12 protein-coding genes and 1 other annotated feature are annotated in these 13,773 nt (G+C 57.6%); of the genes, 2 read left to right on the top strand and 10 right to left on the bottom strand.

The window, feature by feature from the left end; genetic code table 11:
* Nucleotides 1–252: 252 nt before the first annotated feature.
* The 9 genes from IAE50_RS19945 to IAE50_RS19905 all read right to left on the bottom strand — a co-directional run bounded on the left by IAE50_RS19945 (nt 253) and on the right by IAE50_RS19905 (nt 9,631).
* The gene (locus IAE50_RS19945) at nt 253–1,557 is read right to left on the bottom strand and encodes an inosine/guanosine kinase (protein WP_023478263.1); all 1,305 of its coding nucleotides are present in this window, start codon (nt 1,555–1,557) and stop codon (nt 253–255) included.
* 61 nt (nt 1,558–1,618) lie between these two features.
* The gene (gene hemH, locus IAE50_RS19940) at nt 1,619–2,581 is read right to left on the bottom strand and encodes a ferrochelatase (RefSeq protein WP_200581041.1); all 963 of its coding nucleotides are present in this window, start codon (nt 2,579–2,581) and stop codon (nt 1,619–1,621) included.
* 112 nt (nt 2,582–2,693) lie between these two features.
* Entirely contained in the window at nt 2,694–3,338 is a 645-nt protein-coding gene (gene adk / locus IAE50_RS19935) for an adenylate kinase (RefSeq protein WP_023478294.1), read from the bottom strand.
* A gap of 170 nt (nt 3,339–3,508) precedes the next feature.
* On the bottom strand, nt 3,509–5,383 hold the full coding sequence (gene htpG / locus IAE50_RS19930) for a molecular chaperone HtpG (protein ID WP_200581040.1): 1,875 nt from the start codon (nt 5,381–5,383) through the stop codon (nt 3,509–3,511).
* Nucleotides 5,384–5,492: 109 nt separating this feature from the next.
* Entirely contained in the window at nt 5,493–6,098 is a 606-nt protein-coding gene (recR, locus tag IAE50_RS19925) for a recombination mediator RecR (protein WP_023478251.1), read from the bottom strand.
* The gene (locus IAE50_RS19920; protein WP_023478246.1) at nt 6,098–6,427 is read right to left on the bottom strand and encodes a YbaB/EbfC family nucleoid-associated protein; all 330 of its coding nucleotides are present in this window, start codon (nt 6,425–6,427) and stop codon (nt 6,098–6,100) included. The genes recR and IAE50_RS19920 overlap by 1 nt, the downstream gene beginning before the upstream one ends.
* Before the next feature lie 82 nt (nt 6,428–6,509).
* Entirely contained in the window at nt 6,510–8,441 is a 1,932-nt protein-coding gene (gene dnaX, locus IAE50_RS19915; RefSeq protein ID WP_200581039.1) for a DNA polymerase III subunit gamma/tau, read from the bottom strand.
* Nucleotides 7,113–7,177, bottom strand: a sequence feature (DnaX frameshifting element). Its footprint overlaps the gene before it by 65 nt.
* A gap of 109 nt (nt 8,442–8,550) precedes the next feature.
* Nucleotides 8,551–9,102, bottom strand: a complete 552-nt coding sequence (gene apt / locus IAE50_RS19910; RefSeq protein ID WP_023478292.1) for an adenine phosphoribosyltransferase — start codon at nt 9,100–9,102, stop codon at nt 8,551–8,553.
* 151 nt (nt 9,103–9,253) lie between these two features.
* Nucleotides 9,254–9,631 carry a DUF454 family protein gene (locus tag IAE50_RS19905; protein ID WP_042717622.1) on the bottom strand — a complete coding sequence of 126 codons (378 nt, stop codon included), beginning with the start codon at nt 9,629–9,631 and terminating at the stop codon, nt 9,254–9,256.
* 67 nt (nt 9,632–9,698) lie between these two features.
* Here IAE50_RS19905 and priC point away from each other — a divergent pair, with 67 nt between their 5' ends.
* Complete coding sequence (priC, locus tag IAE50_RS19900) at nt 9,699–10,226, top strand: primosomal replication protein N'' (protein ID WP_042717620.1); 528 nt, start codon at nt 9,699–9,701, stop codon at nt 10,224–10,226.
* A 13-nt stretch (nt 10,227–10,239) separates the two neighbouring features.
* Nucleotides 10,240–10,401, top strand: coding sequence for a pleiotropic regulatory protein RsmS (rsmS, locus tag IAE50_RS19895; RefSeq protein ID WP_023478300.1), 162 nt, complete (start codon nt 10,240–10,242; stop codon nt 10,399–10,401).
* Nucleotides 10,402–10,418: 17 nt separating this feature from the next.
* On the opposite strand, the gene mscK is transcribed toward rsmS, so the two are convergent.
* Nucleotides 10,419–13,772, bottom strand: a complete 3,354-nt coding sequence (gene mscK / locus IAE50_RS19890) for a mechanosensitive channel MscK (RefSeq protein ID WP_200581038.1) — start codon at nt 13,770–13,772, stop codon at nt 10,419–10,421.
* Nucleotide 13,773 lies beyond the last annotated feature (1 nt).

Raw genomic sequence — 13,773 nt, 5'->3', positions numbered from 1 at the left:
TCACCGCATAAGAGGTCAATGAAACCCCACCACGTATGGTGAACGGAACCCCTCCACCGAGGCAACATGCCGCACCCATTGCCGGATGGCGCTGGCGCTTATCCGGCCTACGCCGTTTCAGCGGGCTACGCTTTTGTAGGCCGGATAAGGCGGAGCCGCCATCCGGCAAGGGTGCCGCGGTGAGAATGCCGGATGGCGCGTCCCGCTTATCCGGCCTGGGCCGTTTCAGCGGCTTCTTTACTGTCCTTTTCCTTAACGCTCCCAGTACGCCTCTTCGAGGCTATCTTCCCGCTCCGGCAGGCCGCGGGTTAAGCGCGGGGAGTGCTGGTTCAGCACCTGGTAACTGACGCGGTTCGCGTATTTGCACACCTGCGCCAGCGACGAGTAGGTCAGCCAGCTGAAGTTATGCTTACTGGAGTTTGGCACGTTGTTACGGTGATAGTTATTAGCGGTAATGTCATGCAGCAGCGCCGCCAGCGCGCCATCGCCTGCGCCGTTGGTGTTCATGATCTTCTCCGGCCCACCCATATAAGGGGCGATATGGGAGTAGATGCGCAGCGGATGCTCGCAATCCTTATGGCGGATCGCACGGCTAAACTCATACTGGTTAAATTCGGCAATCGCGCCCGGCAGCAGCGGGTGCTGGGTTTTGCGCTTCGCCTCATCTTCGGTAAAGCCCGCCATATATAAGCCAACAGGCCCGGCGGTGCAGAGCACCAGATCGACCCAGTCCAGCGCTTTATCCGCCGCCATCAGCGGATCGCTCTCACCGGTCAGGGCGTGCCCCTCCTCTTCATTCATCGCCAGAATCGAGACGTTCTCTTTGAGGAAGTCGCGCCACCACGGCACGTTGTCAGCGATAACGTATTTGGTACCCAGCGTCAGCACCACCGGTACATTGTGCTTTTTGGCATAGGCCACCGCCTGCATGGTCGCCTCCGGCATCGGTTCACCGGGTTTACAGCGCACTAAATAGGAGGAGAGCACCAGCGCGGAGGCACCAGCAATCACCTCTTCGGGAATACTTTCCGGGCGCAGCTGGTTCATATGACCGGGGCTGATGGCGAAGGTGCGCTCACCGCTGTCGCTGACCAGCGTAAAGCAGCGGCCAATCGCCCCCTCAACGCCCTGCAGGTAGTTAAGATCGGTACGGCTGGAGGTGTTGCAGAGGTAACGGTAAGCGTAACCGCCGATTTGCACGTTATCGCACATCACGCCCAGCAAAACCGAGCGGTCATCGGCCAGCACCGAGTAGTTATGCAGCGTATTGCCGATGGTGCCGCCGGCAAACTGGTGGGTAATCAGGTTATTGCTCACCAGCTCCTGATAGAGCGCTTCGGCGACATCATCGGCGATCACCAGCGAATGACCGGCACTGAGGCCGAAACGTGCGATAAACGCATCATCCACTTTCGCTTCGATATCCACCAGCGTCTGGTCGATGCCGACCACCCAGCTGGTGCCGGTTTCGCTCTCAGGCTGGATTTGCTGCAATAAGGGGTCGCGGGCGTTGACGGGGAAATAGTGTTTGGACTTACGTTTACCGGGAAATTTCATCTTTGTGCTACGTGCAATACATTCGGGCCGTGCATGGTATCACACTCGGCCCGCGCAGCGATCAGCGATATTTGGCCGTTAAGTTGACCATCATCTCAATATGCTCCGGTGAATCATTTAGCGCAGGAATGTATTCATACTTTTCGCCCCCGGCTTCGAGGAAGAACTCGCGGTTCTGCACGGCGATCTCCTCCAGCGTCTCCAGGCAGTCGGCGGCAAAGCCCGGTGACATCACCTGAATATGCTTCACGCCCTTCTCACCGAGCATTTTCAGCGTCTCATCGGTGTAAGGCGTCAGCCACGGTTCGCGGCCGAATCGCGACTGGAAGGTCATCATCACCTTCTCCGGCGGCAGATCGAGAGCGGAAACCAGCTCACGGGTGGTATCGCGGCAGCGCTGCGGGTAGTCATCCCCCTGCGCGGCGTAACGCTGCGGAATACCGTGGTAAGAGAGCAGAAGCAGATCCGGTTCGCCATGCTGCGCAAACGAGGCGCGCACGCTGTTCGCCAACGCCGCGATGTAGTCTGCGTTATCGGCGTAGTCGCGGATAAAGGAGATTCCGGGAATAAAGCGTTTTTTGCCCAGAATACGCGCCAGCTCATCCCAGACAGCGGCAACCGTCGAGCAGGAGTATTGCGGGTAGAGCGTGAGCACAACGATATGTTCGACGCCCTGCGCCATCAGCGCCTCGACCGCGCTCTCCAGCGACGGTGAGCCGTAGCTCATGCCGAGCGCAACAGGCACTTCCGGCAAGCGAGCGGCTAACGCCTTTTCCTGCCTGCGGCTGTAGACCATTAATGGTGATCCCTCTTCCATCCAGACGGATTTGTAGAGTTTCGCCACGCGGGGAGAACGAATAGGCAGGATCACGCCGCGTAACAGCGGCCACCACAGCAAGCGGGGCGCATCGACCACGCGTCTGTCGCTTAAGAACTGCCGCAGATACCGTTTAACGGCCTGGGGGGTGGGTGCATCGGGGGTGCCGAGATTGGCCAACAAAATGCCCGTTTTTGCCTGACTCATTCGCGCCTCTTAACCATTTAACTGGTTGATTATTGTAGCCGAAAAGCGGGTAAACGGAACCAATTGCTGTGATTGATAGTTTCCCCCGACACATAGCCGGGGGAAATGGAAATTACCCGAGGATTTTTTCCAGTTCAGCGCGTACGTCGCTAACCGCTTTGGTGCCGTCAACTTTAACGTACTGGGTGTTACCCGCTTCCGCTTCTTTCTGATAGTAGCCGATCAGCGGTGCCGTCAGCTGATGGTATTCGACCAGGCGCTTACGCACGGTCTCTTCCTGATCGTCTTTACGGGTGGTCAGCTCGTCGCCGGTCACATCATCTTTCCCTTCCTCTTTCGGCGGGTTGTATTTGATGTGGTAAACGCGGCCAGAGGCGGCGTGAACGCGACGACCGACGATGCGATCAACAATCAGCTCGTCCGGTACGGCGAATTCCAGCACGAAATCGACATTGATGCCGGCTTCTTTCATCGCATCCGCCTGCGGAATGGTGCGCGGGAAACCGTCCAGCAGGAAGCCGTTGCGGCAATCTTCCTGGGCGATACGCTCTTTCACCAGCGCAATAACCAGCTCGTCGGTGACCAGCTTGCCGGCGTCCATGATATCTTTCGCCTGTTTACCCAGCTCGCTGCCAGATTTTACTGCGGCACGCAGCATGTCACCCGTAGAGATTTGCGGAATACCGTATTTCTCCATGATGAACTGCGCCTGAGTTCCTTTACCTGCGCCCGGAGCGCCCAGCAGAATAATACGCATTGCGAAAATCCCCTCAAATGTTGGTTCAATTTTTCAAAAGCGCTAAAAGATACCATCAAGAGGAGGCAGGCTCAAGAAAGGCGCGGACGCTGAAACGGTAATGCTACCTTTTTCTTAAACGGCAAAAGCGGGAATAAAAAAGGGAGGCGCGGTGGCCTCCCTGGTGCTGCTTACGAAACCAGCAGCTGGTTCATGCGGCGAATAAACTGGTTTGGATCTTCCAGCGTACCGCGTTCGGCGAACAGCGCCTGGTCGAGCAGCAGTTCAACCCACTGGTTAAACTGCCCTTCGTCCTGGGTATCCGCCGCACGTTTCACCAGCGCGTGATCCGGGTTCAGTTCGAAGATGTATTTCACTTCCGGCGCGCTCTGACCAGCCGCAGCAAACAGCTTCGCCATCTGCGTGCTCATCTCATCAGCATCGGTCACCACAACGGCTGGCGTGTCGGTCAGACGGTGAGTCAGACGCACCTCTTTCACGCGCTCGCCAAGCAGGGTTTTCACACGCTCAACAAACGGCTCCAGCGCTTTTTCCGCTTCTTTGGTGGTCTCATCCACTTCGTCAGCCAGCTTATCCAGCGAGGCATCGGCTTTCGCAACAGACTGGAACGGCTTACCGTCGAACTCGGTCAGGTAGCTCATCATCCACTCATCAATGCGGTCGGAAAGCAGCAGCACTTCGATGCCTTTCTTACGCAGCAGCTCAAGGTGCGGGCTGCTCTTCGCCGCGGCGTAGCTGTCGGCGGTGATGAAGTAGATCTTCTCCTGGCCCTCTTTCATGCGCGAGACGTACTCTTCCAGCGACACGGTCTGCGTGGAGGAGTCATTGTGCGTGGAGGCAAAACGCAGCAGTTTGGCGATGGTCTCCAGGTTGCCGCTGTCTTCGCCGGTCCCCTCTTTCAGCACCAGGCCGAACTGCTGCCAGAAGGTCTGGTATTTTTCCGCGTCATCTTTCGCCAGTTTTTCCAGCATCTGCAGCACGCGTTTGGTCAGCGCGGTACGCAGGCTGCGGGTAACGCTGCTGTCCTGCAGAATTTCACGGGAGACGTTGAGCGGCAGATCGTTGGAGTCGACCAGCCCGCGTACGAAACGCAGGTAATTCGGCATAAACTGCTCGGCTTCGTCCATGATAAAGACGCGCTGAACATAGAGTTTCAGGCCGTGCTTGTGATCGCGGTTCCACATATCCCACGGCGCCTGCGACGGGATATAAAGCAGGCTGGTGTACTCCTGCTTCCCTTCAACGCGGTTATGGCTCCAGATCAGCGGATCGCTGTAATCATGGGAGATATGTTTGTAGAACTCGTTGTACTCGTCATCTTTGATTTCAGACTTGTTACGCGTCCACAGCGCCTGCGCTTTGTTGATCTTCTCCCAGGTGACAACGGTTTCGCCGTCTTTCTCTTCCTGTTTTTCGATCTCAACCGGCAGCGCGATATGGTCGGAGTATTTGCTGATGATGGAGCGCACGCGCCAGTCGTTGAGGAAATCATCTTCCCCTTCGCGCAGATGCAGGGTGATCTCGGTACCGCGATCGGCTTTGGTGATATCGGCAACGGTGTATTCGCCCGCGCCTTCCGATTCCCAGAAGACACCATTTTCGGCGCTTTCGCCTGCCGCGCGGGTGCGCACGGTCACTTTGTCAGCAACGATAAATGCCGAGTAGAAACCCACGCCAAACTGACCGATCAGCTGGCTATCTTTCGCCTGGTCGGAGCCCATCGATTCGAGGAAGGCTTTGGTGCCGGATTTGGCAATTGTCCCCAGATGGTCAATCACTTCGTCACGGTTCATACCGATACCGTTATCGGCGATGGTCAGGGTACGTTTCTCTTTGTCGAAGGAGACGCGCACGCGCAGGTCGCCGTCGCCTTCATAGAGATCGGGTTTGGAGAGCGCGCGGAAACGCAGTTTATCCGCCGCATCCGAGGCGTTGGAGATAAGCTCACGCAGGAAGATTTCTTTGTTGGAATAAAGAGAGTGGATCATCAAATGCAGAAGCTGTTTTACTTCTGACTGGAAGCCACGTGTTTCTTGTCCTTTCATTGGGAAAACCTCAACAATGCCATTTACAAGGTGGAAAAAGCGTTGAGGGAGAAGTGGGGATAACGGCGGGGAATTTCAAGCGGAGGCAAAAATTTCTGCCCCCGTCTGGTTAAAAACGAATCTTGTGACGCCCGGCGAGAGAGTGGGAAAGCGTGGTGCCATCCACCATCTCCAGCTCGCCGCCCACCGGCACGCCGTGGGCGATACGGCTGGCTTCCACGCCATATTGCCCACACAGCTCGGCAATATAGTTAGCGGTCGCCTCCCCTTCCACCGTCGGGTTGGTGGCGAGGATCACCTCCTGAATCTTTTCAGATTCGAGGCGCTGCTCGAGCCGGTCGAGACCGATATCATCCGGCCCGATACCGTCCAGCGGCGACAGGTGGCCCATCAGCACAAAGTAGCGACCGGAAAACTGACCGGTTTGCTCAATGGCGTAGATGTCCGCCGGGCTTTCCACCACGCAGATTTGACCGTTTTCCTGACGTCGCGGGTTGGTGCAGATGTTACACACCTCCTGCTCGGTAAAGGTGCGGCAATCCGCGCAGTGACCAATCTCCGACATCGCCCGGGTGAGCGCCTGCGCGAGGCGCATGCCGCCGCTGCGATCCCGCTGCAGCAGCGTAAATGCCATGCGCTGCGCCGACTTCGGGCCAACGCCCGGCAGACAGCGCAACGCTTCCATAAGCTGCGTTAACAGCGGACTGGTTTGCATCAGAACGGCATCTTAAAGCCTGGCGGCAGGGACATACCGGAAGAGACAGAGGCCATCTTCTCTTTCTGCGTCTCTTCAATGCGGCGTGCAGCATCGTTGAATGCAGCGGCGACCAGATCTTCCAGCATCTCTTTGTCGTCTTCGAGCAGGCTCGGATCGATCTCCACGCGACGGCAGTTATGCGCGCCGTTGATGGTCACTTTCACCAGACCCGCGCCTGATTCGCCGGTCACTTCCAGTTGCGCGATCTCTTCCTGCACTTTCTGCATCTTTTCTTGCATCTGCTGGGCCTGTTTCATCAGGTTACCCAGACCGCCTTTTCCAAACATAGGCTTCTCTCTTTAGCTGTGGTGACTGACCAGGGTGATAAGTCACATTCAGGGTTGAAAACGGGAAGTATCGCTCTTCCTGTCAAAGGGGGCGGATACTCTCTTCATCCAGATCCGCATCGAAAAAGCGCTGCAGGGTCTGGATATTGTTATCCGCAATAATCGACTCGCGCGCCTGCGCGAGCTTCTCTTCATAGATGGCCTGACGCCACTCCAGCGGCGTACGCACCGCCGGATTATCATCTTCAATAATAGTCAGTTCAACCGTCGAACCGTGCAATTCGCCGAGCGCCTCGCCGAGCGTCTTCACCGCGCCGGGCGAATGGAGATGGCGCTGGGCGCTGCGAAGGTGCAGAGTGATGCGCGCGCCATCCTGCTCTTTCCAGGCATTTAGCGCCACCTGCTCGACCAGTTTAGGCAATTTCAGCAGACTCACCTCTTTTGCCCACGCGTCGCGCTCGATCGCCTCTTCTGCCAGCTTCTTCGCCAGCTCCGGCGTTTTCTCGTGCTCAAGCGCCTTTTTCAGCGCTTTTGGCGTGGCGATGACCTCTTTTACCGTCTCAACGACGGTGGTCGCTTTCCAGCGATAGGCCTCTTTTTTCACCGGCTTGTTGTCGGCCGTTGCCGTCGCCGGGCGGGACTGTACGCGCTCGGTGACAGAGGCGAGCCTCTCCAGCGCGGCGTTACTCACCGGCCGCGCGCGGGTTGCGGCTGCCGGTTCACTCTTTTTTGCTTTGTCTGCTCCCTGCGCCTGCTGCAGCTGTCTGCGCGCCGCCAGCACCTGGCTGGTGGAGGGCGGCAGCGGAACATCTTGCTGGGGGGCGGGCTGCGCCTGCGGTGCAGGGGCGACCTGCTGCGGCGACATCACCGCCGTCGGCGCGACCGGCGCAAACGAGGCCTGCTGCACTTCTGGCGCAGGCAGCGGCGCGCGCGGGTGGAACGCCAGCGCGCGCAGTAAAGTCATCTCAACGCCCATCCGTCTGTCGGGCGCGAAGGGTAACTCTTTGCGGCCAATCAGCAGCGTCTGGTAGTAGAGCTGAATATCGGCAGGCGGCACGGTGCGCGCGAGTTCGCGCAGACGGTGCTCCACCGATGCCATATCGCTGCCGAGTGCCGCCGGGGTGAGCTGAACCATGGCGATGCGGTGCAGCAGGCTCTGCATCTCCAGCAGCAGCGCGTCCCATTCGACGCCACGCGAGGCGGCATCATGGACCAGCGCCATTGCCCGCTCGCCGTTGGCAGCGATGACCGCTTCCACCAGGGAGAGCGCCTGATCGTCATTCAGCGTGCCGAGCATAGCGCTGACTACCGCAGCGGAAAGCTGGCCGTTGCCGCTGGCAATAGCCTGATCGGTCAGGCTCAGGGCATCACGCAGGCTGCCGTCGGCGGCGCGCGCCAGCAGTTGCAGCGCACGCGGCTCGGATTCAATCTTCTCATCAGTGAGAATATGTTCAAGCTGGGTGCGGATCTGATCGACATCCAGCGCTTTAAGATGGAACTGCAGGCAGCGGGACAGGATCGTCACCGGCAGTTTTTGCGGATCGGTGGTCGCCAGCAGGAATTTAACGTGCGCGGGCGGCTCTTCAAGGGTTTTCAACAACGCGTTGAAGCTGTGACGCGAGAGCATGTGCACTTCGTCAATCAGATAGACTTTGAAGCGGCCACGCGCCGGCGCGTACTGGACATTGTCCAGCAGATCGCGGGTATCTTCCACTTTGGTACGCGACGCGGCGTCGATCTCAATCAGATCGACAAAACGGCCCTGCTCGATTTCACGGCAGTTATCGCAGACACCGCACGGTGTCGCCGTAATACCGGTTTCGCAGTTAAGCCCCTTCGCCAGCAAACGGGCAATAGAGGTTTTTCCGACGCCGCGGGTGCCGGAGAACAGATACGCATGATGAATGCGTCCTGATGTTAAGCCGTTCGCCAGTGCGGTCAGCACATGCTCCTGGCCGACGACGTCAGCAAAAGTTTGCGGTCGCCATTTTCGGGCTAAGACCTGATAACTCATTGGCAGGCTCTGAAACGCTGGAAGGTGGATTCACGAGGGGTAATGCTAACACAGCATCGGCTGAGAATGCACTTCATCCCTCAGGCGTGAGGGATGAAGGTACGCGGGATCAATGCCCCGGGAACGAGACCAGGCTGTAGCTAGTAACACCCTGTTTTTTCAGGCGCTCTTCGCCGCCCAGGTCGAACAGATTGATAATGAACGCCGCGTCGGTAACCTCGCCACCCAGACGGCGGATCAGTTTCACCGTCGCTTCGATGGTACCGCCGGTTGCCAGCAGATCGTCGACCACCAGCACGGTGTCGCCAGCCTGGATCGCATCAACATGGATCTCTAACTGATCGGTGCCATACTCCAGCTCATAACTCTCGCTGATAGTTTCACGCGGCAATTTACGCGGTTTACGTACCGGCACAAAGCCAACGCCGAGGCCTAACGCCACCGGCGCGCCGAACAGGAAGCCACGCGCTTCGGTACCAACAACTTTAGTGATCCCGGCGTTTTTGTAACGCTCAACCAGCAGTTCAATGCTGAGGGCGTACGCCTTCGGGTCTTCCAGCAAACTGGTGACATCACGGAACAGGATGCCCGGCTTCGGGTAATCCTGAATGCTTTTGATGCTGTTTTTGAGAAATTCAAGCTGCTGCGCAGTCGCTGTCATGGATATTTGCCTGATAGAAACGGTATTACTCACGGGACGTATGATAAAGGCTCAATTGGCCTCTGGTTAAGCTTTAACCAGTCGACCCCGTGCTCGAAAACGCTCGAATTTACTGGCAGTGAGCGAGAATTGCAACTGCCATCGCAGCGCATTAGGTTTTTTGTTGCTTTGCATCAACCACCGGTATCCGCCAGAGAAAAATCAGCAGACACGCGAGGATGATCAGCAGCAAAACGCGCACCCACATCATCTTCACAAAATAGAGCGAGACCGCGAAGGTCAGAAGCGTAATAACAATCGCGCGCGGCTTTGCGCCGGGCGGCATGGCGCGATACTGCTGCCAGTGCCGCAGATAGCCGCCAAACCAGGAGCGGTAGAGCAGCCAGTGATGAAAACGCGGCGACGAGCGGGCAAAACACCAGGCGGCCAGCAGGATAAAAGGTGTGGTCGGTAAAACGGGCAGAACGACACCCAGGGTGCCGAGCACTACCGCCAGCCAGCCAATGATGATTAAAATAGTGCGTTGCATAGTGCTAATCGTTGCCGGAATAAGCGGCTAATGTACCATAATCGCCGTGAAAAAGAGGGAATGAGAGATGAAAAGCGACGCGCTTTTAGAGAGGCTGGAGCAGCAACTTGCCCGGTTACGCCAGCAGGCCGCGCCGCTGGCGGATCACTTCACCGTCAGCGCCCGTTTTGATCGCCATCTTTTTCAGACAAAAGATACGCGCATGCGTGCTTATCTTAATGAGACCGATAAAAACCTGGCGGCGCTGCGCGAGACCGTGGCACGCAACCATTTGCCGCAGGCGCTCTGGCTGGCGGAGCATTTAACCGCACAAATCGCCGCGCTGACGCGGGAGAGCGCCGTCTGGCCACTGCGCCAGTGGGATCACGCCTCGCCCGGCATTACGCGCTGGCAGCGGCGGCGCTTGCAGCATCAGGAGTATGAGCGCCGCCTGCAGGCGATGAAAAACGAGCGTAACGTACGTTTAGCGTCGGTTACTACACTTGCCGAGCAGCAGAAACTGCATAAAGAAGTGGAAGCATTAGATGTCCGGCTCGGCCGCTGTCGCAAAGCGCTGGAGAATATTGAGCGCGTGCTGGCGCGTTTAACCCGTTAACCAAGGAGAGAAGATGTCGCTGGAAAATGCCCCGGATGAGGTCAAGCTGGCGGTCGATCTGATTATGCTGCTTGAACAGCATGAGATCGCCCCCGATCTGGTGTTAAAAGCGCTGGAGATCGTCAAACGGGATTTTGAACAGAAGCAGTTACAGCCGGCAGCCCCCCTTCCCTGAGGAAGAGGGGCTAACCATTACGGCGCTTCAGGGGTCGGATCGTCGCCCTTTATCTCGCGCTTCACTTCCGTTAACTCATCACCCTTCTCATTGCGCAGGTGCACTTCGAGCTGGTTGAAGGCGATATTGATGTCGTTTTCCCGGCACATGCGATCGATGGTGCGGTTAAGCTCATCCACCGTATAGCTGCGATCGCGAAGTTCACGCACATAGAGACGCAGCTCGTGATCCAGCGTGCTCGGCCCGAAGGTGGTAAAGAAGACCGCCGGTTCCGGGTCGTGCATCACTTTCGGGTGATCCATCGCCGCCTTCAGCAGCACCTTCTTCACTTTCTCCAGATCGGAGCCATAGGCCACACCGATACGGATCACCACGCGGGTGATGGTATCGGAGAGCGACCAGTTGATCAGCCGCTCGGTCACAAAGGCCTTGTTCGGGATAATCACCTCTTTGCGATCGAAGTCGGTGATGGTTGTCGCACGAATACGGATCTTGCTGACCGTGCCGGAGAAGGTGCCGATGGTGACGGTATCGCCGATACGGACCGGGCGCTCAAACAGGATAATCAGGCCGGAGACAAAGTTACCGAAGATCTCCTGCAACCCGAAGCCGAGACCGACTGACAACGCCGCCGCCAGCCACTGCAACTTATCCCACGAGACACCGAGCGATCCGAAGACTGTTAACGCCCCGACCGCAATAATGACGTAGTTCAGAATAGTGGTGACGGCGTAGGAGGAGCCCTGGCGCATATTGAGACGCGACAGGACTAACACTTCAAGCAGACCCGGCAAGTTGCGGATCAGTGCCCAGGCCACCACAAAGGCGATAATCGCAAACAGCAGGCTGCCGAGAGTAACGCTCTTGGTCACCGCCGCCCCCGCTTCGGTGCCGTTGTAGTGCCACAGCGTAATGCTGTCGAGGTAGGCAAACACGGTGATCAAGTCTGACCAAATCGCCCAGAAGACCACGCCAAACAGCGCCACCATCACCAGCATGGTGATGCGCAGTGTCTGCTGGTTAACCTGCTCCAGCGCAATAGTTGGCTCTTCCGGCGGCTCGGCGCCTTCCGCGCCCTCTTTCACCATATTCTGGCGACGCGCCAGCGCACGGCGATAGGCAATACGCCGCGCCGCTACGCTCAAACCGCGCAGCACCGTCTGGTAGAGCAAGTTCCAGATAATCACCAGGTAGACGGTTTCAATCCAGCGCCCGGCAAGGCGCAGCGTGGTGTAGAAGTAACCGGTCGCGGTCAGCACCATTAAGGCAATCGGCACAATCGCCAGCACCGTAACGGTGACCAGGCGCAGCGCATGGGACTCTTTATCGTGCCAGCTTTCGCGGAACATCGGCCACACCAGCGCGGTGATCACCAACAGGTTCAGCAGAATGACAAACTGCCCGAGCACATCATCCATCAGATGCAGCGGCGACAGCTCAGAGACCACCGACCAGAAGTGGAGCGGCAGCAGCGCGAGGCTGATGCGCACAATCTGCCGCCGCCAGTGGCTGGTCAGCTGCGCTGGCATGCCAAAGTGGTTAACGGCAACGCCCTCTTTCTCCAGCACTTTCCAGCACAGGCCAAAGACCAGCCAGAAGAGCGCCAGCTTCTTACTGAATGCCCACAGCAGTTCGCTGATATTGAGCTGCATGGTAAGCAGAATCAGCCCCACCGCCAGAATAAGCAGGCAGACCGGCAAGGCGCGGATCAGATCGATGAGGATCGCTTTTGGCGTATGCAGCTGGCTGTCGCTGCGAAGCTGCCCAACCTGCTCCGCCAGCTTTGCCTGATACTTTTTCAGCCAGCGCAAACGCCAGCGGATAAGCCCGGCAATCAGCAGCAGCGGCAGCCCGGCGAGAAACGCGATCGCCACCGCCGGCAGCGCTTTTTCCCAGTTGACGGTAATGTGGGTGCCTTTGATCTCATCGCGCAGGGTCTGCGGGAAGGCTTTGATCCACTCCCAGTCCATCGGCTTGTTGCTGTTTACCCAGAAGATTTGCTGAGTCAGGATCTCCTGCAGGCTTTTTGACACGCTCATCAACTGCTGCTGATTGACCTGCAGGTTAATGGCCATCATCAGCTGGTTGCCGAGCTGCTTGTTCAGTTGATCGAGCAACTCACGGCGCATATCGACCACCTGCAACAGCGCGTCGTGTACTTCGTCGTTGACTTCGCTCTGGTGGCCCTCTTCCAGTTTGGCGACGAAGTTCTCGTTCTGGAACAGCGCGTCACGCTTCTGGTTGATGTCGAACTGCTCCAGACGCAGATCCGCAATGCGGTTGGTCATATCCTCAAGCTCATCGGCTGAGGGCAGCGTCTGCTGTTGCTGATAGAGGATGCGCGACAGCAGCAGGCTCCCCTTCAGCACCGAAATTTGTTCTTTAATATTGCGCTCGGATTGCAGGGCGCGGTCGAGCCAGTTCTTCACTTTGATATTCTGCTGCACCAGCGCGTTGCCGCTTTCGGTGGCTTCAATCAGCTTCTGGCTCAGCTGGTGGTTAATCTCCAGCTCCTGGCTCACCAGCGGGTTCGCCTGAATGCGCGCGGTATCATCCGGCGTCACCGCCTCCTGCGCCGTCTTCTCCGTCAGCGTCAGACGTTTGCTGTTGACTGCTTCCTGCAATAACTGAAGCTGGTGTTCGAGGCGGTTACTGTTTGCGGTGACATAATCCCGCTGCTTCTGCAGCGTATCCTGCAAAGTGGTATTGCCTTCGAGGCTTTTGCGCAGCTGTTCAATCTGCGCATTGAGCAGGGTTTGCTGAGCCTGTAACAGCGTTTGCTGCGTCGGGCGTAGGGCGCCTTCGCCGGCAACCGTGCCGTTCAGACGGTTGCGGATCTCCTGCAACTGCTGTGAGGCGCTGTACATCGCATTCTGTACGCGCTCCGGCTGCGTCTGCAGCGACACCAGCTGGCTGTTGTAGTTGGAGAGATCGTTCTGCGCGGTTTGCAGATCTTCAAGCAGTTGCGAAACGCGCGACTCCAGTTGACGAAGCGAGAGCGTGGCAAGGGTTTTGCGCGTCTCCTCATCGCTGTCTTTATCATTCAGCGCGTTGAGAGCATCGGTAGCCTGACGCAGCTGTTCCGGCGCCTGCGCCACTTTCTGCTTCAGCAGCGCGGTCTCCTGCTTGACGCGGTCGATTTTATCCAGCGTATCAAGAGTCTCATTGAGATCCTGAATAACCAGCTTCTCCTGCGCGGAGTGATCTTTTTGTTTATTGAGTGCGTCGAGCTGATTCTGCACTTCGCTGCGCGAAGGCAAATCACTTCCGCTCTGTGCGGACGCCGCCAGGCTTGAGAAGCTGATAAAAATAAGAAACAGTGCGGCGGCAAATGCTGCGAACGGGTTAGGTGTGCGATTGGTATGCAACATA

Origin of the sequence: Kosakonia sp. S42, assembly GCF_016624785.1 — a bacterium.
Lineage (GTDB): Bacteria > Pseudomonadota > Gammaproteobacteria > Enterobacterales > Enterobacteriaceae > Kosakonia > Kosakonia cowanii.
The sequence above is the reverse complement of the archived record's forward strand: the minus strand, read 5'-3'. Positions and strand labels throughout refer to the sequence as shown.

What these genes read in the sequence shown, in the direction of transcription:
- IAE50_RS19945 (WP_023478263.1), bottom strand. Translation starts at nt 1,557, where the DNA reads ATGAAATTTCCCGGTAAACGTAAGTCCAAACACTATTTCCCCGTCAAC.
- hemH (WP_200581041.1), bottom strand. Translation starts at nt 2,581, where the DNA reads ATGAGTCAGGCAAAAACGGGCATTTTGTTGGCCAATCTCGGCACCCCC.
- adk (WP_023478294.1), bottom strand. Translation starts at nt 3,338, where the DNA reads ATGCGTATTATTCTGCTGGGCGCTCCGGGCGCAGGTAAAGGAACTCAG.
- htpG (WP_200581040.1), bottom strand. Translation starts at nt 5,383, where the DNA reads ATGAAAGGACAAGAAACACGTGGCTTCCAGTCAGAAGTAAAACAGCTT.
- recR (WP_023478251.1), bottom strand. Translation starts at nt 6,098, where the DNA reads ATGCAAACCAGTCCGCTGTTAACGCAGCTTATGGAAGCGTTGCGCTGT.
- IAE50_RS19920 (WP_023478246.1), bottom strand. Translation starts at nt 6,427, where the DNA reads ATGTTTGGAAAAGGCGGTCTGGGTAACCTGATGAAACAGGCCCAGCAG.
- dnaX (WP_200581039.1), bottom strand. Translation starts at nt 8,441, where the DNA reads ATGAGTTATCAGGTCTTAGCCCGAAAATGGCGACCGCAAACTTTTGCT.
- apt (WP_023478292.1), bottom strand. Translation starts at nt 9,102, where the DNA reads ATGACAGCGACTGCGCAGCAGCTTGAATTTCTCAAAAACAGCATCAAA.
- IAE50_RS19905 (WP_042717622.1), bottom strand. Translation starts at nt 9,631, where the DNA reads ATGCAACGCACTATTTTAATCATCATTGGCTGGCTGGCGGTAGTGCTC.
- priC (WP_042717620.1), top strand. Translation starts at nt 9,699, where the DNA reads ATGAAAAGCGACGCGCTTTTAGAGAGGCTGGAGCAGCAACTTGCCCGG.
- rsmS (WP_023478300.1), top strand. Translation starts at nt 10,240, where the DNA reads ATGTCGCTGGAAAATGCCCCGGATGAGGTCAAGCTGGCGGTCGATCTG.
- mscK (WP_200581038.1), bottom strand. Translation starts at nt 13,772, where the DNA reads ATGTTGCATACCAATCGCACACCTAACCCGTTCGCAGCATTTGCCGCC.